The organism is Rhizobium sp. AB2/73, from assembly GCF_020871915.1.
Lineage (GTDB): Bacteria > Pseudomonadota > Alphaproteobacteria > Rhizobiales > Rhizobiaceae > Rhizobium > Rhizobium dioscoreae.
In genome coordinates, this window is sequence record NZ_CP067071.1 from 2,032,823 (window position 1) to 2,053,977 (window position 21,155).

Below are 21,155 nucleotides of genomic sequence, written 5' to 3' on the forward strand. Positions count from 1 at the left end.
CCTGGCGTTTTTCTTTGATTTTCATGAGAGAAAGCATTTATAGTCCGGACGTTCTCAGGGCGGGGTGTAATTCCCCACCGGCGGTATGGGGAGTTTCCTCGAGCCCGCGAGCGCCTTCCGAGCTTTCGGAAGGGTCAGCAGATCCGGTGAGATGCCGGAGCCGACGGTATAGTCCGGATGGAAGAGAGCAAGTAGGATCGCACCTCCTCCGCGCGAGGGATGCCGCGATGTTGCGTGTTCGCCCAAGGGATATTTGACAACAACCCTTGAAAGGCAAAATTCATGACCATTTCGATTTCTACCCAGCCGAGCCGCGTCGCGATCATTCGGGCCCGCTGGCATGCCGATATCGTCGATCGCTCGGTCGACTCCTTTGTTGCCGAATGGCAGACGACGGAAGGTGCATCGCCGATCGATATCTTCGACGTGCCTGGCGCGCTTGAAATTCCACTGCACGCACAGACGCTTGCCCGTAACGGCCGTTATTCCGCAATCGTTGCCACCGCTTTCGTTGTCGACGGCGGCATCTATCGCCATGAGTTCGTTGCAAACACGGTTCTCGATGCCATGATGCGCGTCCAGCTGGACACCGGCGTACCGATCCTGTCGGCGGTCCTGACTCCGCATCACTTCCAGGAGTCGGAAGCCCACATCCAATTCTTCAAGGAACATTTCACCATCAAGGGCCGGGAAGTGGCCAGCGCCTGCCGCCACATCCTGGCGGAACGCGCCAAGCTGCTGCCCGCTGTCACAGTTTAAGCTTAGCATGGTGGAGGCGCGGCATCTGCCCGCCTCCATGTCCACCAGGGAGAAATCTCAGTGACCGTCCTACGCATCATCCCAAACCTGCCCACCGCCGACCCGGATACAGCCCGCCTTTTCTATCATGACCTGCTCGGCCTCGACATCGTCATGGATCACGGCTGGATCCTGACTTTCGCCTCCGAAGCGGCAACAGTGCCGCAGATCAGCGTCGCCAGCGAAGGCGGTTCGGGGACGATCGTCCCCGATCTTTCCATCGAAGTCGACGATGTCGATGCGCTTTATCAGCGCGCCACATCCTTGGGCTTCGGCATATTGTATGACCTCACGGACGAACCTTGGGGTGTCCGCCGCTTCTATGTCCGCGACCCGTTCGGCAAGATCGTCAATATCCTTTCACACCGCTAGTTCAAGCGCGCGAAGAGCCTCAAGGGCTCCCGGCGCTCTCACCGCAGATCGAGATTGAATGTGGTGCGCTCGGCCGGCCAGACCGATTCCGAATAGGTGACCGGCACTCCGTCGGTATCTGCATCCACCTTGCGCGTCACCAGCAGCGGCGCGGATTTCGGCTGGCGCAGGATTCGCGCCTCGTCGGCCGTCGGCATGCGCGCCTCGATCTCCGTCGACAAGCGCTCATAGTCGGTGACGCCATAGCTGGCGAGCGCTGCCGAGATTGTCGGATACCGCAATCTAGCCTGATCGAAATCGGGAAAACGTTCGGCCGGATAATAGGAATCCCCCAATTCCACTGGAATACCGTCGGCCGTCATGACACCACGACGATGGATGACCGACGCGCCGATTGCGATCTTTAAATGGGCCGCGACGCGTTCGGTCGCCGGCACGATCTCGTGAACGAGCAGCTCGCCGCCCGGCTCGAAACCTTGCTCGATCAGATTTTTGTGGAAGCGGGTGCGTTTCGACAGCGTGTAATCGAGCCCGCCCCTATGAACGAAGGTTCCCCGCCCCTGTTCGGCGCGGACCAATCCGCGCTGCTCCAAGTGCCCCAACGCCTGGCGCACAGTGAAACGGCTGACGCCAAATCGCTGCATCAGTTCGGGCTCGGTCGGCAATTTCTCTCCGGGTACGAAAGTCCCGGCGGCAATATCGGCCGCCAAGATCTCGCCGATCTGATGCCAGAGCGCGCTGCCGCCCTTTCGGTCGATCGTTTCCATATCAGATACGCTTCTCCAGCCGGAACAACAGCTTGTATTCGGCTGGATAGCTCAACGCATCGAGAATGCTCGGATAATATTTCCGATCCTTGGTGGCACGCACAAAACCATCATAGCCGAAGCGCCTGACGGAAACATCGAAGCCTGCCGCCGTGAAGGCTTCGATATAGTCCTGTGGCGAGCGATCCTGCATCGGCGCATTGCTATTGTTGCCGATTAGTTCGAGCCACTTCGGCCAAAGCGGCATTTCATTGTGGCACCCGGTCACCGCGTAATAGACGCCCCCATTGCGCATAGCGCGGAACATCCCCTCGGCATGCTCTCTCAACTCCGGCAACAGATAGATCACCTCATAGCTGAAGGCCACGTCGAAGCTGTCGGCAAAGGGCGCCAGGTCGGTCGTGACATGAAACTGAAGCGGCATGTTGCCTGCAGCTTCGGCGGCAGCAGCCACGGACTCCGAAGCGATATCGATGCCGACACCGCGTCGGAACGGTCGCATGGCATAAAGCAGCCGCAGAAAGCCGCCACGGTTGCAGCCGAAATCCAAGACGGTCTTCGAGGAGAAATCCCGCTCCGGCACCGTCTCAATGAAGTGCCGCCAATAAGGGCTATGCGATTCTGCCATGGCGGCGTCGCCCTGCGGTTCCTTGTGCCATGTCGCGTAAGTCGTTGCTGTGCTTGTCATCATGCTCTCGCTGTTGGAGTGAACTGCGATTTGATAGCAAGCCTGTATGACAATGAAATGAATTCGTCCGGACGACCGGACTATACAAAGCAAGCAAAAAAGGGGACCTGCCGCGGCAGAGCCCGCTTTTGAAAGATTGACCCAAATCGCTTACGCCCGGATCGCCTTGTCGTTCACATCGAAACGATGCATCTGGTTCGCATCCGGCGTCGCATAAACCATCTCGTCCGGCTCGTATTTGTGTTCACCGAAGAGACGCGCGGTGAGTAGACCGGTGGTCTCCGACTCCAGATAGATGATGGTATCCGCACCGAGATGCTCGACATGGATGACTTTGGCGTCCCATGTGCCCTGATCGCGTGATAGCGTGATATGCTCGGGGCGGATGCCGACGGTCTTGGCGCCACTTTGGCCGAGGCGCTCGGCCGGGATGAAATTCATCTGCGGCGAGCCGATGAAGCCGGCAACGAAAGTATTGGCCGGACGGTTATAAAGCTCCATCGGCGAGCCGATCTGCTCGATCGCACCGGCATTGAGCACGACGATCTTGTCGGCAAGCGTCATCGCTTCGACCTGATCGTGGGTAACGTAGATCATCGTTGCCTGCAGGCTGCGATGCAGCCGGGCGATTTCGAGACGCGTCTGCACACGCAGTGCCGCATCGAGATTCGACAGCGGCTCGTCGAAGAGGAAAAGCTCCGGTTCGCGCACGATGGCGCGGCCGATGGCGACGCGCTGGCGCTGGCCTCCGGAAAGCTCCGATGGCCGGCGGGCGAGATAGGGCGCAAGTGAGAGCATGCCAGAGGCCTTTTCGACGCGGCTGTCGATCTCGCCCTTCGGCGTGCCGGCCTGCTTGAGACCCAAGCCCATATTGTCCTTGACGGTCAGATGCGGGTAGAGCGCATAGGACTGGAAGACCATCGAGATGCCACGCTTGGCGGGCGGCGTCACAGTCACATCCTGGCCGTTGATCAGCACGGCACCGGAGGTCACATCTTCGAGACCTGCGATGCTGCGCAGCAGGGTCGACTTGCCGCAGCCGGAAGGACCGACGAAGATGACGAACTCACCATCCTTTACCTCGAGGTCGATGCCCTTCAGCACGTCATGCGTACCATAGGCCTTGCGGATGGATTTCAGTTGAAGCGATCCCACAGTCTTTTGTCCTTATAGATAAACGGGCTTGCCGGTGCGCACGCTCTCATCGGCAGCGAGGCATATGCGCAGCGATTGAACGGCATCGGCCATATGGCGATTGAGGTCGAGATCCTCGCGGATGGCCTTCAGCATGAAGGCCTGCTCGAAGTCGCAGAGCTCCTGGTGACCCGGTTCGCCATCCATACGCAAGTCCTGATCCGGCCGGATGAACTGGCCGTTCGGACCTGTCTCGGCGCTATGCAGACGGATGACGGATGTCTTCGTATGCATGTCGATGTCATCGGATTTGGCATTCTGATCCATGACGATCGACACCGAGCCGTTCGGTGACATCACATCCTTCACGAAGAAAGCCGTCTCCGAGATCATGGGACCCCAGGCGGCCTCGTACCAGCCGACGGAACCGTCTCCGAAGATCACCTGCAGATGGCCGTAATTATACATGTCCGGCTTGATCTCCTGCGTCAGCCGCAAGCCCATGCCGCGCACCTCGACGGGCTTGGCATCGGTGATCTGGCACATGACGTCGACATAGTGCACGCCGCAATCGACGATCGGCGACGTCATCTGCATCAGCGCCTTGTGCGTCGCCCAGGTCGGGCCGCTCGATTGCTGATTGAGGTTCATCCGGAAGACATAGGGGCCCCCGAGCTTGCGCGCTTCGGCAATCAACCGCATCCACGAGGGATGATGGCGCAGGATGTAGCCGATCGTCAGCTTCTTGCCGGCTTTCTTTGCCGCCGCGACCACACGCTCGGCATCTTCGACCGTCGTGGCCAGCGGCTTTTCGACGAAGACGTGGCAGCCGGCTTCGAAGGCCATGACGGCGAAATCGGCATGGCTATCGGAATAGGTATTGATGGAGCAGAGGTCCGGCTTCAGCTCCTTCAACGCCGTCTCGAAATCCGGATGGACCGTATATCCCCGCAACTCCTCGGGCAGGTCCCGCTTGGAGCGGTTGACGAGGCCGACGATCTCGAAGCCCGGATTGTTGTGATAGGCTAGCGCATGGCTGCGACCCATATTGCCAAGGCCGGCAACGAGAACGCGGATCGGCTTTTCAGATAGGCTCACTTGACTGCTCCGGAGGTAATGCCGCGAATGAGTTGGCGCGAAAAGATGACGTATAGGATGAGAATCGGCAGGATAGCGAGCGTCAGCGCCGCCAGCACCGCATTCCAGTTGGTGACGAACTGGCCGATGAAGATCTGCGATCCGAGCGTCACCGTTTTTGTCGCTTCGCTCGGCGCCAGGATCAACGGGAACCAAAGATCGTTCCAGATCGGGATCATGGTAAAGACGGCAACGGTCGCCATCGCCGGGCGAACCAGCGGCAGGACGAGGCGGAAGAAGATCGCATATTCACTGAGGCCGTCGATGCGGCCGGCATTCTTCAGGTCGTCAGAAACCGTGCGCATGAACTCGGACAGGATGAAGATCGCGAGAGGCAGCCCCTGTGCCGTATAGACGAGGATCAGCGCCGTCAGCGTGTTGACGAGGCCGGCGGCCACCATGCCCTGCAGGATCGCAACGGTGCCGAGGCGGATCGGGATCATGATGCCGATCGCCAGATAAAGGCCCATGACCGTATTGCCACGGAAGCGGTACTCCGACAGCGCGAAGGCGGCCATCGCGCCGAACAGCAGCGTCAGGATGATCGAGACGATCGTGACAACAAAGCTGTTCTGGAAATAGGTGAGGAAATCCCCCTGCTTCAGAACGGTGTCATAGCCGATCATGCTGAAGGAGGACGGTGTCGGGACGCTCAAGGGCGTGCGAAAAATCGAGGCGCGATCCTTGAACGAATTGATGACGGTCAGGAACACCGGAAAGATGGCGACGAGCGTATAGGCGATGAGCGCCAGATGCACGAGGCCGGTGCGAAGGGTGGAAGTGCGTGCCTTGGACATGGGTCGCGCTCCTCAGAACTGGTAGCGACGGATGCGCCGCTGTACGATGAAAAGATAGAAGGAAACGCCGGCCAGAATGATGAGGAACATCACGGTCGCGATCGTCGCGCCCATAGAGCGGTCACCGAGCTGCAGCTGGAAGCCGAAGAAAACGCGATAAAGCAGCGTACCCAGGATATCGGTCGAGCCATCCGGCCCCGCCAGGGCGCCTTGTACGGTATAAACCAGGTCGAACGCATTGAAATTGCCGACAAAGGTGAGGATCGAGATGATGCCGATCGCCGGCAACACCAGCGGCAGCTTGATCTTCCAGAACTGGCTCCAGCCGGTGACGCCGTCGCATTCGGCCGCCTCGATAACCTCTTCGGGAATGTTCAGCAACGCGGCATAGATCAGCATCATCGGAATACCGACATATTGCCAGACCGAAATAAGAGCCACGGTGATCAGTGCCGTGCTCGGCCTGCCGAGCCAAGGCGCGAAAAATGACTTCAGGCCGATCACATTCAGCAGCTCGGGCGCTACGCCCCAAAGCGGCGAAAGGATCAGTTTCCAAATAAAGCCGACGACGACGAAGGACAGCAGCGTCGGCAGAAAGATGGCCGTGCGATAGAAGGCGACGAAGCGCAGCTTCGGTAGCGACAGGAGCGCCGCCAGCGCAATACCGATCGGATTCTGCACGCACATATGAATGGCGAAGAAAATTAGGTTGTTGCGCAGCGCGTTCCAAAAATCATGCGACCAGCGATCGTCGCCGAACAGGACCTTGAAATTGTTCAGGCCGACGAAGACGGATTGATTGTCGACGACATTGTAAAGCGACAGCCGCAAGGTCTCGATCAGCGGCAGGATCATGACCGCCGTATAGACGACGAAGGCCGGGAAAAGGAAAACGAGGATGTGCCAGCGCCTGGAGCGCCTGATCGGCGTTACGTCAAGGGCGTCTGATGTCGCAGCGTCGCTCATGGCTTTCTGCCTGTTTTTCTTGGCTGCCTGATGAGACGGCAGTGCAAAGGTTCAAATCCGCCCGTTGCCCCGGCTCTCTAGCCGGATGGAAGCGACATCAGGCGTGTCGAATGTAACGGCGAAATGATCGCCAATCCAATTACTCAAGATAACGAAAAGGGCGAGGCGCCTGAAAGGCCCCTCGCCCACATCATGCGATGCTTACTTGCCCGGCTTGTACCAGCTGTCGAGGCCCTTCTGGAGCTTCTCGCCAGCCTGTTCCGGAGTGTCCGTGCCGTTGATCACGTTTGCAGATTCGGTCCAGGTCTCATTTTCCAGGTTCGGCGTGCCGCGCGACAGGATCTGATAGGTGGAACGAACCGTCGACTTGTGATTGTCACGCCAGGAAACGAATTCCTGGGCGAGCGCATCGCTCATCTTCACCGGATGCGAGTTCAGGCTGAAGAAGCCCGGCAGCGAATTGGCGTAGATGGTTGCAAACTCGTCGGAAGCGACCCAGTCGAGGAACTTCTTGGCTTCTTCCTGATGCTTGCTCTTCGTATTCAGGCCGACACCGATATCCGGATGATCTGAGATGTAGGCGGTGTCGCCAGCCTTTGCGACCGGCGGCGGGAAGGCGCCCATTTTGAATTGCGCCTGGGTATTGAAGAGAGCAATTTCCCAGGAGCCGGCCGGATAGATCGCAGCCTTGCCGAGCGTGAAGAGATTCTGGCTGTCGGCATAGCCCTGCGCTTCGAAGCCGTCGCCGAGATAGGGCTTCCACTTGGCCAGTTCCTTGTAGGGATCGACCCACGGAGCGTCCGTCAGCTTTTCCTTGCCAGCGATCAGAGCCTTGCGGCCTTCCTCACCCTTCCAGTAGTTCGGGCCGATGTTCTGGTAGCCCATGGTTGCGGCTTCCCAGAGGTCCTTCGTGCCCATCGCCATCGGAATGTAGGTACCATCAGCCTTGATCTTGTCGAGAACGGCGAAGAACTCGTCACGCGTCGTCGGCACTTTCAGGCCGAGCTTGTCGAAAGCGTCCTTGTTGTAGATGAAGCCGTGGATAACCGAAGCCATCGGCACGCAGAAGGTCGACTTACCATCATCGGTCGACCAGGCGGCCTTGGCGACAGCCGAGAAGTTTTCCATGCCCTTCAGCTTGGTCAGATCGGCAAGATGCTTCTTGTTGAAGAGGTCGAGCGAGGCGTCGAACGGACGGCAGGTGATGATATCGCCCGCGGAACCGGCATCGAGCTTCGCGTTCAGCGATGCATTGTATTCGGTTGGAGCCGTCGGCGAGAAGACAATCTTGATCCCCGGGTTCTTCGCCTCGAAAGCCGGGATGATTTTTTCCTGCCAGATCTGCAGGTCGTCGTTACGCCAGCTTTCAACCGTCAGCGTCACATCGGCCGCATGTGCCAGGCTGACAGAAGTCAGCAGGCTCGATGCAAGAAGCAAGCCTTTCAGAACATTGTTTTTCATTTCCCTCTCCTGTTTTCCGCGCCATAGCGAGGCGCTGTTCTCGATCTGAAAATCCGCTGGCCTGTCGGAGGAGACGGTCAGCGCTCCATAGGGACCGCCAATATTGCCGACCCCTCCATGCAAAAGGCTTCAGAGGCTTTGCGCCCGATCGGCCCAATCAACTGCCGTCGCCGCCACTAGACGGAGACACGGCAAGAACCACGCGGGAAAATTATGCCGAACGTCGAAACGGGATCCTCCTGATCCCTAACGGCCTTGCGCAACGACGAGATGCGCGCCCTTCCGCCTCACTTACCGGCTGTTGTTTTTCTGCCGGCTTTGCCGATGTCCGTTCGCACTGTTCCCTTGGACCGAATTAAGTCCAAAAAAATACCAATTGTCCAGCCGAATTTAACTTTCGGATACAAAAAGATTGAATCTTATTAATTTAGCAAGGCGATTCAATGGGATGAAAACAATCAAAAATGCCTGCCTTGCCTATTGGTAAATGGTATTTTTTTGGTATTGTATGGAAAAACGGGGAACAGGCGGCATCCGGAGGCGTGATGGGGCAGTTTGCAATTGGTATCGATGGCGGTGGCACGAGTTGCAGGGCAGCTGTCACAGACGCTGCGGGAAAGGTGCTCGGCACCGGCAAAGCCGGCGCGGCGAACATCCTCTCCGATCTGGAAAACTCGCTGATCCATATCGTCGCCTCGGCAAGGCAGGCCCTGATCGATGCGAACCTCGCCCCTGAACTGCTGCGGGAATTGCCTGCCATTATCGGAACCGCCGGGGCCAATGTCGGCAATTATGGTACGCAGGTCGAAGGCGCCCTGCCCTTTGCGAGCACGCATGTTGTCACCGATGCGACCATCGCCCTTCAAGGCGCGCTTGGCGACGCCGATGGCGTTATCGGCGCCTTTGGCACCGGCTCTGTCTACAATGCCCGCCGCGGCGGCAAAAGCTGGGGCATTGGCGGCTGGGGGTTTGTCGTCGGCGATCAGGCAAGCGGCGCACGCCTTGGTCGCGATCTGCTCGAAAAAGCGCTTCTGGCTCATGACCGGGTGACACCCGGCTCGGCGCTGACGGCATCGATCATGGCGGAATACGGCAATGATCCCGAACGGATCGTCGAATTTGCGCACGCCTCCAAGCCAAAGGATTTTGCCCGCTATGCGCCTGTTATCTTCGAATATGCCGGAATGGAGGATGCGGTCGCCATCGACATCGTGAGAACTGCGGCGAAATCGATAACCGAAAGCCTGGACGCGCTGCTTTGGCCGGAATGTCCTTCGATCTGCCTTCTCGGCGGCGTCGCTCGGGCCTATCGTCCCTGGCTCGACGAACGTCACAAGGCGATTCTCGCCGAACCCAAGGGCGATGTCTTGCGCGGCGCCGTGGAACTGGCAGCAAAACTACTGCGGGGCGGAGAGGAAAACGGGGCATGACCGAAGATTTGAGTGCAATTTTCTCGCCGGAGCGCCTTTCCGTGGGCGGCACAGGCCCGCTCTACGTCAAGCTGCGCCGCACGCTTGAGGAGGCAGTGAAGGTAGGGAGGCTGAAGCATGGGGATGCACTGCCGCCGGAACGTGACATTGCCGAATTTGCTGCGGTCAGCCGCGTCACTGTCCGCAAGGCAATCGACGACCTCGTCGCCGAAGGCATACTCGTCCGCCGCCACGGCTCGGGCACATTCGTCGCAAAACCCGTTTCAAAAGTGGAGCAGCGGCTGTCGCAGCTGACATCCTTTACCGAGGACATGGCGCGGCGCGGGATGACAGCTCGCTCCGAATGGCTGCATAAGGGTATCCACACGCCCTCCCCGGATGAGATGATGATCCTCGGCCTTGCCGCCGACACCAAGGTATCGCGGCTGAGCCGTCTCCGCATTGCCGACGACCAGCCACTGGCAATCGAGCATGCGAGTGTCTCCGGCGAATTCCTGCCGGATCCGTCTGTCGTAACCACATCGCTCTACGCAGAGCTGGAAAAGCGTCAGGTGCGCCCTGTTCGTGCGGTGCAGCGCATATCCGCGACCAACATGAAGGAGGCCGATGCGGGCTTGCTCGGCGTTCCCGTCGGCGCTGCCGGCCTTTCAATCGAGCGTATCTCCTATCTCGGTTCCGGCCGCGCAGTGGAATTCACCCGGTCGCTCTATCGCGGCGACGCCTATGATTTCGTCGCGGAACTGACGATTGGCGCGAATTAGCTTACGTCTGCAAGACCGTAAAAATCCCAGAATCAAAAAAAGCGCCACCCCAACCGAATGGCTGAGGTGGCGCTTGTATAGAGAATCAAATTCTAGCTAAACACCGCAAGTCTTTGACATGACTTGCGATCACGCCGCGTCGTCGACCGCGGCCTCGCGCTTCTCCGGCACATAATTGAGAACCGGACCCAACCAGCGCTCCACCTCGCCCACCGGCATGCCCTTGCGGGCAGCGTAATCCTCGACCTGATCGCGCTCGATCTTGGCGACACCGAAATAGTAGGAGGACGGGTGAGCGATATAAATACCCGAAACGGAAGAACCCGGCCACATCGCATAGCTTTCCGTGAGCTTTACGCCCGTTGCCGCTTCGGCATCCAGCAGGCGGAAAAGCGTATCCTTCTCGGTATGGTCGGGCTGCGCCGGATAGCCCGGTGCTGGACGGATACCCGCATAGGCTTCGAGAACGAGCTCCTCGCTCGTAAGATTCTCATCCGCGGCATAGCCCCAGAACTCTCGACGCACCCGCTCATGCATCCGCTCGGCGAAGGCTTCGGCAAAGCGGTCGGCCAGTGCCTTGACGAGGATCGATGAATAATCGTCATTGGCGCGCTCGAAACGTTCGGCAATGGCCACCTCCTCGATACCGGCCGTAACAACGAAGCCGCCGATGTAATCGCCGACACCACTGGAAACCGGCGCCACAAAATCCGACAACGCAACATTCGGACGACCGTCCCGCTTCGACAATTGCTGACGCAGCGTGTAGAAAGTCGCAAGTTCCTCGTTGCGGCTTTCGTCGGTGAACAGCGTGATATCATCGCCGACCGCGCCCGCCGGCCAGAAACCGATGACGGCGCGTGGGCGGAACCAGTTTTCCGCGATGATCTTTTCCAGCATCGCCTGCGCATCGCTGTAAAGCTGTCGTGCGGCCTCGCCTTGCTTCTCGTCTTCGAGAATTGCCGGAAAACGCCCCTTGAGCTCCCAAGTCTGGAAGAATGGGGTCCAGTCGATATATTTCGCTAATTCGGCAAGATCGTAGCTCTCGAACACCTTGGTTCCGAAGAACTGCGGTCTGACCGGCTTGTAATCAAACCAATCTACCTTTTCGGCGTTCTCGCGCGCCCTTGCGATCGGCAGGCGCACCTTCTCGGCCTCGCTGCGCGCGTGGGCGGCCGCAACCTTGGAATACTCAGCCCGAACGGTATCGATATAGCCCTGCCGCGCATCCTGCGATAGCAGAGCGGATACGACGCCAACGGCACGGCTCGCATCTGTAACGTAGACCGTTTGTCCCCGGTGGTAGCCGGGATGGATCTTCACGGCGGTATGGACGCGGCTCGTCGTAGCGCCACCGATCAACAATGGTATATCGAAGCCCTGCCTCTCCATCTCGGAAGCGACATGCACCATTTCGTCCAGAGACGGCGTGATGAGCCCCGACAGACCGATAATATCGACCTTCTCTGCGATCGCGGTTTCGAGAATCTTCGTCGCCGGCACCATGACGCCAAGATCGATGATCTCATAATTGTTGCAGGCGAGCACGACCCCGACGATATTTTTGCCGATGTCGTGGACATCACCCTTGACGGTCGCCATCAGCACCTTACCGGCCGACTTCCTCTCTGCGTCGCCGCCATCGGCGAGCTTCTCGGCCTCCATATAGGGAAGCAGCACGGCAACCGCTTGCTTCATCACACGGGCGGACTTCACCACCTGTGGCAGGAACATCTTGCCCGAACCGAAAAGGTCACCCACGACATTCATGCCGGCCATCAGCGGGCCTTCGATGACATGCAACGGCCGTTCAGCAGCCTGGCGCGCTTCCTCTGTATCGGCCTCGATATATTCGGTAATGCCGTTAACCAACGCATGTTCGAGCCGCTTCTCCACCGGCCATTCGCGCCAGGAAAGATCCTGTGCCTTAGCCTCCTTACTGCCGGAACCGCGGAACCGTTCGGCAATCTCAAGCAGGCGCTCTGTGCTGTCCGGACGGCGGTTGAGCACGACGTCCTCGCAGGCTTCCCGCAGTTCCGGGTCGATATTGTCGTAGACGGCGAGCTGCCCGGCATTGACAATGCCCATGTCCATGCCCGCCTGGATAGCGTGGTAGAGGAATACGGCATGCATGGCTTCGCGGACGGGTTCGTTGCCGCGAAACGAGAAGGACAGGTTTGAGACACCGCCGGAGATATGAACCAGCGGCATGGTCTTCCGGATCGTCCTCGTCGCTTCGATGAAGTCGACGCCGTAATTATTGTGTTCCTCGATCCCCGTTGCCACAGCGAAAATGTTCGGATCGAAGATAATATCTTCCGGCGGCAGACCTGCCACTTCCGTCAGCAGTTTGTAAGCACGCGAGCAAATCTCGACCTTGCGCTCATAGCTGTCTGCCTGCCCTTGTTCATCGAACGCCATCACGACGACGGCCGCGCCATACATCCGCATCAAGCGAGCCTGCCTAAGGAAGTTCTCCTCGCCTTCTTTTAGGGAGATGGAATTGACGATTGGTTTGCCCTGTACACATTTTAGGCCGGCCTCGATGATCGAAAATTTGGAACTGTCGATCATGACGGGAACACGGGCAATATCCGGTTCGGCGGCGATGAGGTTGAGAAACTCCACCATCGCCTTTTCGGAATCGATCAGGCCCTCGTCCATATTGATGTCGATCACCTGCGCACCGTTCTCGACCTGGTCGCGGGCGACGGCAAGTGCAGCCGTGTAATCAGCATTGGTGATGAGCTTGCGGAATTTCGCCGAGCCGGTGACGTTCGTGCGCTCGCCGACATTGACGAACGGAATATCCTTGGTCAACTCGAATGGCTCGAGACCGGAAAGCGACATGAACGGCCGATGTTCGGCAAGCTGGCGCGGCGGATATTTCGAAACCGCCTGAGCGATCGCCGCAATATGCTCGGGCGTGGAGCCACAGCAGCCACCAACGATATTGACCAGACCTTCGCGGGCGAATTCCTCGACCTGAGCGGCCATCATCTCGGGCGCCTCGTCATACTGACCGAATTCGTTCGGCAATCCGGCATTAGGATAGGCGCAAATGAAGGTGTCCGCGGCCGCGGAAAGCTCCTGCAGATGCGGCCGCATGGCATTGGCTCCAAGCGCACAATTGAGGCCGATCGTGAAGGGGTTGGCGTGGCGCACGGAATTCCAAAAGGCCGACGGCGTTTGACCGGACAGCGTGCGCCCGGAAAGATCGGTGATGGTGCCCGAAATCATGACGGGCAAACGAATGCCCTTGACCTCGAAACGCTCTTCGCAGGCAAAGATCGCCGCCTTTGCGTTCAGCGTATCAAAAATCGTCTCGATCAGAATAATATCGACGCCACCGTCAATCAAGCCATCGATCTGCTCGCCATAGGCAAGACGCAACTCATCAAAAGTGACCGCACGATAGCCAGGATTGTTGACATCGGGAGAGATGGAGGCGGTCCGATTGGTCGGACCGATGGCGCCCGCAACGAAGCGGCGCTTGCCATCTTCACGCTCGGCCCGGATCGCCGCTCGGCGCACAATTTCCGCGCCCTCCTTGTTTAGATCGTAGACCGCACCTTCCATCTGGTAGTCCGCCTGCGCAATGCGGGTGGAAGAGAAGGTGTTGGTCTCCAGAATATCGGCGCCCGCCATGGCATAGCGATAATGTATCTCTTCAATCGCACCAGGCTGGGTCAGAATGAGGAGGTCGTTATTGCCCTTCTGGTGGCACGCGCAGCCGATGAACCGATGGCCGCGAAACTGATCTTCATCGAACCCGAGCCCCTGGATCTGCGTGCCCATGGCGCCGTCAAGCACAAGGATTCGCTCGCTTGCAGCCTTTGTCAGGGCCTCGAACACTTCACTGCCGTCGCGCTTCGCCGTTCCCGAACCAAAAAGATTGTCAAACATAAGCGAACTCCTCTGGCCTGATTGCGACTTCACGATCAGATCACATAAAGATATCTTTATGTCAACATATCTATGCTTTTAACCGCTCGATAGCAAGAACGATGCGTCCATCCTTCTCGCCGTTTCAGGAAAATAACCGCACCATGGACTAATTGCCGATCCGACCATGGACAACGCAGTGCCAACGCCACAGTTTCGTCCATAACGCCATGACAGCGCTTTCGGGCGGCGCTATACGGCGTCAGGAAAAGAATCCATGGAGGATGGCATGAACATACAGGTTGAACCCGCAGCGCTCGGAAACTGGAGCACGCGCGCCTACCATCGGCGTTGGCTGCTTGAGCAAGCGGACGCGCTTTTTGATTTCTTCCAGTTCCGCGCCGTCAATCCCAAAGGCGGCTTCTACGACATGGACGATGCCGGAAAGCCGTTGGATAAGGCAAATCCCGTGCGCGGCATTCATTCGACCGCCCGCATGGTGCACTGCTTCTCGATCGGGTCATTGCTCGGTCGTCCCGGCGCAAACGAAATTGTCGACCACGGCATGAACTATCTATGGAATCATCATCGCGACACGGACCATCGCGGCTACTTTTGGTCGCTGAACAATGACGGCCCCGTCGATTCCAGCAAGCAGGGCTACGGCCATGCTTTCGTGCTGCTTGCTGCCTCATCCGCAAAGACGATCGGCCATCCACTGGCCGATGGCATGTTGGCAGATGTCACGGAAATACTGAATACTAAGTTCTGGGAAGCGAAGCACGGAGCGATTGCCGAGGAATTCAATCGGGATTGGTCGTTGATCGACGGAGGCACCTATCGCGGCCAGAACTCCAACATGCACCTGACGGAAGCCCTGATGGCCGCATTCGAAGCGACCGGCGACAAGACATATCTCGAAAAAGCAGAAAGTATCGCCGATCTCGTCATTCGCCGTTCGGCTGGATCCGTCGGCTGGCGCGTTGCCGAACACTTCAATGCCGATTGGGTGCTCGACAAGAATTACCGCGGCAACGAGATGTTCCGCCCATCGGGAACGACGCCAGGGCATTGGCTGGAATGGGCGCGTCTCATTCTGCAACTCTGGGCGCTTGGGGAAAAGCGTCATGACTGGATGCCGGAAGCAGCCAAGGGTCTGTTCTCCCAATCCATGTCACTTGGCTGGGACAACAAGAAGAATGGATTCTTCTATACACTCGACTGGGAAGATGTGCCGGCAAAGCGCAACAAGCTTTGGTGGCCTGCATGCGAGGGTGCCGGTGCGGCTCACTATCTGAATGAACACGTCCCGAGCGATTTCCACGAAGAAAGCTACCGCAAGATCTGGAGCTTAATCGGCCAGGCCTTTATCGATCGTGCCAATGGCGGCTGGCATGAGGAACTGACAGAAGATCTCGTTCCCGCTCACACGCTGTTCCCAGGCAAGGGCGATATCTATCACGCCCTGCAGGCATGCCTCATCCCCCTCTTCCCGGCAACAGGAAGCTTGACCAAAGTCATCGCGGAGGCTGGCGGCAAGATCTGAAATCGGCGGCGGCGCCCAATCGAGGTGCGCCGCCTCGCCGCTTTATGCAAGGCTGAGATTGTAAAGCTCGTGGCCGAGAGTGAGAGCCAAGGCTTCGACAACGAGATTATGGTCTTCCCGCTGCGGCAGCCCAGAAACGGTGACGGCGCCGATGCAGCCCGTGCCGTTGACGAAGATCGGAAAGCTGCCACCAGAAGCGGCATATTCGGTGCTGGAAAGCCCGTTGTCTTCAATCGTTTTGCCCTGCTGCTGCAGCCGCAACGCGCTGGCGTAGCTGCTTCGGAAGTAACGCAGCACCATGTTGCGCTTCCGACGGATCCAGTTGGAATTGTCGGGCGTCGAACCGGGCAAAGCTATGTAGAAAACCGGCATGGAATGAAGCGTTATATCGATAGCAACACCCATGTTGCGCTCGCTGGCGAGGTCGCGCAACAGCTTGCCGAGCACCCAAGCGGTCGAAAGGTCAAAAGCATCGAAACGCAGCGTTTCCTCTTGCAACTCGATTCGAGCAAGGTCCTGGTCGATCGTCATGGAAAACCTTCTTTAAAAATAGATCGACCTATCAAACGCGCAGAGAATGATTTGTCCACCTATCTCTTCGGTATTTCGAAGCCAAGCTGCCACTTCTGACCGATCGAGAAGTCATATTCATCCGGCTCGAATGCCTCGAAACCTCCGCCTGGATAGAAGGTCAGCTCCCCGACGCGAACCCACTCTACCGACGCATAGAGATCGACACGAACGAAGTCGATATCGCGAGCGACCGTTTCAGCGACGTGAATCATCTCCTCGAGCCACGACGGGCGGGCTACTTCGCCTGGATAGAGACCGAGATAATCCCGGTCATAGAACGGCAGCTTCTGCCAGTCGGGAGTGTAGTTGCACGAATAGCGTCGACCATTTTCGCGTATGTCGATCTCGATATGCGAGACCTTCCCGCCAAACGTGAAGAACCGGTAGTCCCACGGAACTCGCCCATCAACGAGCAGCATGCTTTCGATGAGAATACGAGGCTTTAATTGGCTGTAAGCCCACTCTCTGTTGTAACGGGCATGGTTGATTGCCAGCCACTCGCCGGACGGATCGTTCTTAAGGAGACGATCGACGTCGGCTTCACCGTAGAGAAATCGCCCCACACCGCTTGCATGGGTTGGCTTCACAACGGCCGGCAATGAAATCCCTGACCAATCCACGGAGGCTAGATCGTTCCCAACCCAAAGCGTCGGGATAACATAGTGGCTGCCAACCCTTTCTCCAATCAACGCTTTCGCATCGGCCTTGTCTACGAGCCGCGGAAAGAGAGGGTTGCGATCGTATAATTTGCGCGCCTGTACCTTCTCGGTAAAGGTTTGAGGGGATGATAAATCAGGGAATTTGCCGCGAATGGCGCGATACTTAAGCGCGGTTACCGGAACTGAAAGCATGTAGTGGAGGGAGATATGCGCCGGCTCTCAAATTAGCAGCGATGGTCTGAAACCGGTTTGCCTGATCTTGGGACAAAGCACGAAAGCGCCGACGATCCTTAAGCAAAGTGAGCCAGCTGTGGCCGATAGTGAGAAAATGGACTTCATGCCCCTGCTCGGCCCAGCGGGATGCAATGAAGTGAATTGACGCCTTGCGGTAGCCGCGCAAAAACGCATGCGACGTCAAGATCACGATTTTTCGTCGTAGCTGCGCCTCTCTGCTGCCCAGCTCTAGTTCACCATTTGCCAAAGGCGTCCCCAACAGCGACCTCAGCCGGTTTATGTCATGACCGACATTCAAACATCGATGAGGTCGCAGCGACGAACAGTCATGTCCGGGGCATTGATAGCCGCAACCAAAGCCCAATTCCGCGGGATATGAACCGCAAGCGCCTAATATGCGGTTAAAGTTGTATCATCAATCATCACATTCATAGGCTGCAGCCGGCCTGGAATTGATCAGAATTGAACAGTGGGTCATCAACCCGGCCTTTTAAAGTAACACGGCTCTCGCTTGCCTGTGGGAAGCGAACAGGTCATTGATAAAGCCTTACGAATGTCTCGCCACAGGAATAGCCCAGCATGAATGCAAAGTACGCACTGCCCGCCATATTGGCCTGCACCTGCGCCGCAACACCGGTTCTGGCCGATAGCCCCTCACAAATGGTGCTGCGTGATGGTTTCGACGGCACAGATTTCGCCCCCTCTGGCCATCTTTATTATCGCGACAACTTCGAGCAAAAGGCCGGAACGATCGAATTTCAATCGGAAGTCAAGCATTCTGGAACCGGCGCATTGAAATTGAGCGTCAGACCATTCTGCCCGCCGGGTAAAGCAAACTGCAGCGAGAGAGCCGAAATATGGGAGCGCACAAAATATCGCGTTCCATACGACCAGGGGGTTTGGTACGGTTTTGCCGTAAAATTCGCCGATCCCGTACCCTCAGGCGACCATCGCTACCTTATCGCGCAATGGAAGCGAGAAATCGGGCCGAACGCTAAAGGGGATTTCAGCCCCTTCCTCGCACTACGGCTCAATAATGGCAAACTCTTCGCAACCGTTGAAACCAACTACGTTGCGCCCATCAAGAAACACAAGCCCGAAAGCAACGGCAAAGCCTGCAGCGATGACGAAGCGCCGGTCTGGTTCCGTCCCGACACCAATCAAATGCGCGCATTGGTGGCCACCGATGACAACTGGGGCGTATCCGACGGGCAAGAATTTACAGGCTGCACAGACGCCATAAAAGTAATAAATCGTGGAAACAAGTTGCCAGCGCCGACATCAGGCTGGATCGATTTTGCCATTTACAGCAAACCCGGCCCCGATGGCTCGGGCCACATTGAGATATTCGCGAACAACAAATGGATCGTTACAGTTAGCGGCCATATAGGACATGCCGACCATGGATTAGGAAAGAATCAATACTTCAAATTCGGCCCTTATCGCGCCGCCGATACAACAGTATGGACGCTTTACTATGATGATTTTCGCCGCTCACCCCACTGCGCCGATGTATTATCGGATCCCAGCCTTTGCCCTTGGAAGTGACAAGGTTGCCAAGGATGCGTGCCTCTAGATCAATTGAGCGACCCACATCCCGAGAGTGCGCTTTTTTTGAGAAATGGCCGAACTTTTTCCTTTCTCGATAGTTATCTTCCTTCGTGAAGGAGGTGACCGAAATGCTTACTACCCATCGCGATTGCAAACAGCATGTGAAGAGGAATGCGATACCCTCACTAGGTGAAATTGAAGGGCGAGTTGCGGTCCTGGAAATTGTCGCCCAGTCTGCGCTGACACATGTATTCGACGAAGGTGAAGTCGACATCGATGCGGCCTTGCTGGCCCAGATCCGCAGAGCGATGCATCGCAAATGCAAGGACTTGAAACTTGACGGCGACGATACGGCATCGGCACTTTTATACGCCGAGGAATTGATTGAGGCCGCGGTTAAGGCGTCGCACCCAATCCATCAATGATGCCTTCTCGGCCAAGGCTGGTTTTGTCCCTCTTAGTGGCGCTGGCAATTACGCTCGGCGTCCTCTTGTTGTTGCACCACACGATACAGCGGTGAAGATTGTCCCTTCCTTCGCATCGCCCGGCGGGCATCAAAATCGGCAATAATGTGCCCAAGAATAGACCTGTGTCACCTTAAGACACACGCAGTCTGTCCCATATCAGGCTGCCGTTAACGTCGCGCGATGAACTCGGTTGCAAATTTCCAAAACCCAAGCAATGTTCGCTTCACCCACCCGATGCCAAGCTCCAGCAATGAATGGTGTAGCGAATGTCTATGATGGTCAATGCGCCGCTTTACCCCGATGACATCGATGTTCTCGCAGGCGCACTTTTTGCATGGTGTGCCGAACGCAGTATTAAATTACAAAGTCAGGAAGGTCTGTCGGCAGCCAATCTGGCCATAGATCTCTATAATGCCGGCTATCAAACACAAGATCAGTTGCTTGGCGCACTGCATGACTACGATTTTCATTGATGCCTCGCCCGGACATTCAGCTTTGCATCTAAAACCTGAGCACAATTTCTTTAGGGAACGGATCGAAAAATGCGGCGGTAGTGACCGCTGCTTTATGCCGCATTTTCTTTGAAGGCATTAGCGATACAGTCTCGCTCTTCGAGAATTCCGGACCATTCATCCTGATAATATGTAGAGTCGTAGATCAGCGTGAAAGGACCTTGATAGCCAGCCGCGTTGGAAAGCTTAATGCACCGGACATAATCCTCTGCATCAAGACCCGTTGCTGAATAACGCCCCTTTGCATGACAGAGTTCGGCCCGGCCCATGATCTTTGCAAGATCTTCGTATTTACCGTCCCGCTCCCAGTTGCCGAAATCACCGGTGAGGCCGACTTTGCCGTGCAAAGCATCGAGAATCCGATTGACCTCCCTCGGTCCCGGTAACAGGTTAAACCAGTTTTCTTCATATCGGCCGTGCCGGTCGCATTCATGCCGGCGGGAGACTGACCGAGCAATCGGGTAACCGGAATATCGGCCGCGCCGGCGACGATCTGCAGGAAGGCCATCAAAATGTCAGTCAGGCCGGAGAGTGGCGCGCTCTTGCTGTCGTACTCCTCTTCAGCGTCAAGGATCAGGGTGCCGTTGACCCCTTTGATGGTATTGGCGAGCGCGTAGCGGCGCAGCACGGCATCTTCGTAGGCCTGATTGCCGATATTGGCAGAGAACTGCGGAACCTTGATGATGTCGATCTTGGCTTCAAAGACCAGGCTGACGATATTGGCGGCCGTGCTGTCGGCATTCTTGATCGCGTCGAATGTCGCGGCGAGCACGCTTTCGCCCCAAGCCTGGTTACCCATTCCCGCAAACTCTTCATTCGGCGTCATCGCACCCTTGAAGATGACGAGCCGAGAGGGATGGATGGTCACCTGCATGCCATTGGCACCGGTCAACGTATAGAACTTGGGCTTGCCATACCATTCCGAGGTCGGATCACTATCAATATCGCCAGCAGCCAGTTGCCGGCGCGTCAGCACCGTCAAATGCTTGAGGCCACCCTTCCCGATCCGCTCCGCCTCAAGTGGCAACGCTGGATCGGCATCTTCTGCGCCAATGAACAGGGCAGCGCCACCGAAGAGACGTGCTTTCGTCGCTGCTTCCAGTACTTTGCCGCGTAGATTGAGACGGCGTTCCTCCGCATCGAGCAAGCCGATCTGATCGCTCGCCGCCTGCCAGTTTCGCCATTTCCGGCAGCTATCCAGCGCCGGAATGTCGACGATCTTGCGCGGCAGCCAGGAACCGCGATAGGCGGCAATGATCTGCTCGTCCGTCAGGATCGGCTGCGTGTAGAAAACTGATGCCGCCTTGTCGCGTTCGGTGCCCATGCGGGATGCAAGGCTCACCAATCCGTCGCGAACCATCGAGAATACCTGCCCCATGGATTGTCCTTTGATATGATGTGATGAAGAGGCTCGTAC

19 protein-coding genes and 1 riboswitch are annotated in these 21,155 nt (G+C 57.3%); of the genes, 8 read left to right on the top strand and 11 right to left on the bottom strand.

The features are described 5' to 3' along the window. Positions 1-46: 46 nt before the first annotated feature. A riboswitch (FMN riboswitch) is annotated at positions 47-193 on the top strand. 89 nt (positions 194-282) lie between these two features. Together I8E17_RS10090 and I8E17_RS10095 are read left to right on the top strand one after the other, a co-directional pair. Beyond that, complete coding sequence (locus tag I8E17_RS10090; protein ID WP_069612573.1) at positions 283-759, top strand: 6,7-dimethyl-8-ribityllumazine synthase; 477 nt, start codon at positions 283-285, stop codon at positions 757-759. 60 nt (positions 760-819) lie between these two features. Next, the gene (locus tag I8E17_RS10095) at positions 820-1,170 is read left to right on the top strand and encodes a VOC family protein (protein ID WP_069612574.1); all 351 of its coding nucleotides are present in this window, start codon (positions 820-822) and stop codon (positions 1,168-1,170) included. A gap of 38 nt (positions 1,171-1,208) precedes the next feature. On the opposite strand, the gene phnF is transcribed toward I8E17_RS10095, so the two are convergent. The 7 genes from phnF to I8E17_RS10130 all read right to left on the bottom strand — a co-directional run bounded on the left by phnF (position 1,209) and on the right by I8E17_RS10130 (position 8,120). Beyond that, positions 1,209-1,937, bottom strand: coding sequence for a phosphonate metabolism transcriptional regulator PhnF (gene phnF, locus I8E17_RS10100; protein WP_069612575.1), 729 nt, complete (start codon positions 1,935-1,937; stop codon positions 1,209-1,211). A gap of 1 nt (position 1,938) precedes the next feature. Then, on the bottom strand, positions 1,939-2,625 hold the full coding sequence (locus I8E17_RS10105; RefSeq protein WP_069612576.1) for a methyltransferase domain-containing protein: 687 nt from the start codon (positions 2,623-2,625) through the stop codon (positions 1,939-1,941). Positions 2,626-2,775: 150 nt separating this feature from the next. Further along, positions 2,776-3,780: an ABC transporter ATP-binding protein gene (locus I8E17_RS10110; protein ID WP_069612577.1), complete on the bottom strand. Its 1,005-nt coding sequence runs from the start codon at positions 3,778-3,780 to the stop codon at positions 2,776-2,778. Positions 3,781-3,792: 12 nt separating this feature from the next. Then, positions 3,793-4,806: a Gfo/Idh/MocA family oxidoreductase gene (locus tag I8E17_RS10115; protein WP_229002113.1), complete on the bottom strand. Its 1,014-nt coding sequence runs from the start codon at positions 4,804-4,806 to the stop codon at positions 3,793-3,795. Positions 4,807-4,853: 47 nt separating this feature from the next. Beyond that, on the bottom strand, positions 4,854-5,693 hold the full coding sequence (locus tag I8E17_RS10120) for a carbohydrate ABC transporter permease (protein ID WP_069612579.1): 840 nt from the start codon (positions 5,691-5,693) through the stop codon (positions 4,854-4,856). Positions 5,694-5,705: 12 nt separating this feature from the next. Continuing rightward, positions 5,706-6,659 (bottom strand): sugar ABC transporter permease, encoded by a 954-nt coding sequence (locus I8E17_RS10125; protein WP_069612580.1) that lies wholly within the window; start codon positions 6,657-6,659, stop codon positions 5,706-5,708. Positions 6,660-6,860: 201 nt separating this feature from the next. Next, complete coding sequence (locus I8E17_RS10130) at positions 6,861-8,120, bottom strand: ABC transporter substrate-binding protein (RefSeq protein ID WP_069612843.1); 1,260 nt, start codon at positions 8,118-8,120, stop codon at positions 6,861-6,863. A 545-nt stretch (positions 8,121-8,665) separates the two neighbouring features. On the opposite strand from I8E17_RS10130, the gene I8E17_RS10135 reads away from it, so the two are divergent. Continuing rightward, positions 8,666-9,550, top strand: a complete 885-nt coding sequence (locus tag I8E17_RS10135) for a BadF/BadG/BcrA/BcrD ATPase family protein (RefSeq protein ID WP_069612581.1) — start codon at positions 8,666-8,668, stop codon at positions 9,548-9,550. Next, entirely contained in the window at positions 9,547-10,311 is a 765-nt protein-coding gene (locus I8E17_RS10140; protein ID WP_069612582.1) for a GntR family transcriptional regulator, read from the top strand. The genes I8E17_RS10135 and I8E17_RS10140 overlap by 4 nt, the downstream gene beginning before the upstream one ends. 129 nt (positions 10,312-10,440) lie before the next feature. On the opposite strand, the gene metH is transcribed toward I8E17_RS10140, so the two are convergent. After that, positions 10,441-14,217 (bottom strand): methionine synthase, encoded by a 3,777-nt coding sequence (gene metH, locus I8E17_RS10145; protein WP_069612583.1) that lies wholly within the window; start codon positions 14,215-14,217, stop codon positions 10,441-10,443. Positions 14,218-14,485: 268 nt separating this feature from the next. Between metH and I8E17_RS10150 the strand changes: the two genes are divergently transcribed. Continuing rightward, the gene (locus I8E17_RS10150) at positions 14,486-15,742 is read left to right on the top strand and encodes an AGE family epimerase/isomerase (RefSeq protein WP_069612844.1); all 1,257 of its coding nucleotides are present in this window, start codon (positions 14,486-14,488) and stop codon (positions 15,740-15,742) included. Positions 15,743-15,784: 42 nt separating this feature from the next. Here the strand turns inward: I8E17_RS10150 and I8E17_RS10155 are convergent, their stop codons facing one another. Then, entirely contained in the window at positions 15,785-16,273 is a 489-nt protein-coding gene (locus I8E17_RS10155; RefSeq protein WP_069612584.1) for a heme-degrading domain-containing protein, read from the bottom strand. Positions 16,274-16,332: 59 nt separating this feature from the next. Continuing rightward, positions 16,333-17,166: an ATP-grasp fold amidoligase family protein gene (locus I8E17_RS10160; RefSeq protein WP_069612585.1), complete on the bottom strand. Its 834-nt coding sequence runs from the start codon at positions 17,164-17,166 to the stop codon at positions 16,333-16,335. Between the two features lie 621 nt (positions 17,167-17,787). Here I8E17_RS10160 and I8E17_RS10165 point away from each other — a divergent pair. The 3 genes from I8E17_RS10165 (at position 17,788) to I8E17_RS10175 (ending at position 19,699) form a co-directional block, all read left to right on the top strand. Beyond that, positions 17,788-18,756: a polysaccharide lyase gene (locus I8E17_RS10165; protein ID WP_069612586.1), complete on the top strand. Its 969-nt coding sequence runs from the start codon at positions 17,788-17,790 to the stop codon at positions 18,754-18,756. Between the two features lie 131 nt (positions 18,757-18,887). After that, positions 18,888-19,184 carry a hypothetical protein gene (locus tag I8E17_RS10170; RefSeq protein WP_069612587.1) on the top strand — a complete coding sequence of 99 codons (297 nt, stop codon included), beginning with the start codon at positions 18,888-18,890 and terminating at the stop codon, positions 19,182-19,184. A gap of 308 nt (positions 19,185-19,492) precedes the next feature. Beyond that, a complete protein-coding gene (locus tag I8E17_RS10175; RefSeq protein ID WP_069612588.1) occupies positions 19,493-19,699 on the top strand; it encodes a hypothetical protein in 207 nt (68 codons plus the stop codon). A gap of 184 nt (positions 19,700-19,883) precedes the next feature. On the opposite strand, the gene I8E17_RS10180 is transcribed toward I8E17_RS10175, so the two are convergent. Beyond that, positions 19,884-21,116 (bottom strand): phage portal protein, encoded by a 1,233-nt coding sequence (locus I8E17_RS10180; protein ID WP_229002013.1) that lies wholly within the window; start codon positions 21,114-21,116, stop codon positions 19,884-19,886. Between the last annotated feature and the right edge of the window lie 39 nt (positions 21,117-21,155).

Coding starts and splice junctions, on each gene's coding strand:
- metH (WP_069612583.1), bottom strand. CDS start 14,217: ATGTTTGACAATCTTTTTGGTTCGGGAACGGCGAAGCGCGACGGCAGT.
- I8E17_RS10115 (WP_229002113.1), bottom strand. CDS start 4,806: ATGGGTCGCAGCCATGCGCTAGCCTATCACAACAATCCGGGCTTCGAG.
- I8E17_RS10140 (WP_069612582.1), top strand. CDS start 9,547: ATGACCGAAGATTTGAGTGCAATTTTCTCGCCGGAGCGCCTTTCCGTG.
- I8E17_RS10120 (WP_069612579.1), bottom strand. CDS start 5,693: ATGTCCAAGGCACGCACTTCCACCCTTCGCACCGGCCTCGTGCATCTG.
- I8E17_RS10135 (WP_069612581.1), top strand. CDS start 8,666: ATGGGGCAGTTTGCAATTGGTATCGATGGCGGTGGCACGAGTTGCAGG.
- I8E17_RS10165 (WP_069612586.1), top strand. CDS start 17,788: ATGAATGCAAAGTACGCACTGCCCGCCATATTGGCCTGCACCTGCGCC.
- I8E17_RS10160 (WP_069612585.1), bottom strand. CDS start 17,166: ATGCTTTCAGTTCCGGTAACCGCGCTTAAGTATCGCGCCATTCGCGGC.
- I8E17_RS10175 (WP_069612588.1), top strand. CDS start 19,493: ATGTCTATGATGGTCAATGCGCCGCTTTACCCCGATGACATCGATGTT.
- I8E17_RS10170 (WP_069612587.1), top strand. CDS start 18,888: ATGCTTACTACCCATCGCGATTGCAAACAGCATGTGAAGAGGAATGCG.
- I8E17_RS10130 (WP_069612843.1), bottom strand. CDS start 8,120: ATGAAAAACAATGTTCTGAAAGGCTTGCTTCTTGCATCGAGCCTGCTG.
- I8E17_RS10180 (WP_229002013.1), bottom strand. CDS start 21,116: ATGGGGCAGGTATTCTCGATGGTTCGCGACGGATTGGTGAGCCTTGCA.
- I8E17_RS10125 (WP_069612580.1), bottom strand. CDS start 6,659: ATGAGCGACGCTGCGACATCAGACGCCCTTGACGTAACGCCGATCAGG.
- phnF (WP_069612575.1), bottom strand. CDS start 1,937: ATGGAAACGATCGACCGAAAGGGCGGCAGCGCGCTCTGGCATCAGATC.
- I8E17_RS10155 (WP_069612584.1), bottom strand. CDS start 16,273: ATGACGATCGACCAGGACCTTGCTCGAATCGAGTTGCAAGAGGAAACG.
- I8E17_RS10150 (WP_069612844.1), top strand. CDS start 14,486: ATGAACATACAGGTTGAACCCGCAGCGCTCGGAAACTGGAGCACGCGC.
- I8E17_RS10105 (WP_069612576.1), bottom strand. CDS start 2,625: ATGACAAGCACAGCAACGACTTACGCGACATGGCACAAGGAACCGCAG.
- I8E17_RS10090 (WP_069612573.1), top strand. CDS start 283: ATGACCATTTCGATTTCTACCCAGCCGAGCCGCGTCGCGATCATTCGG.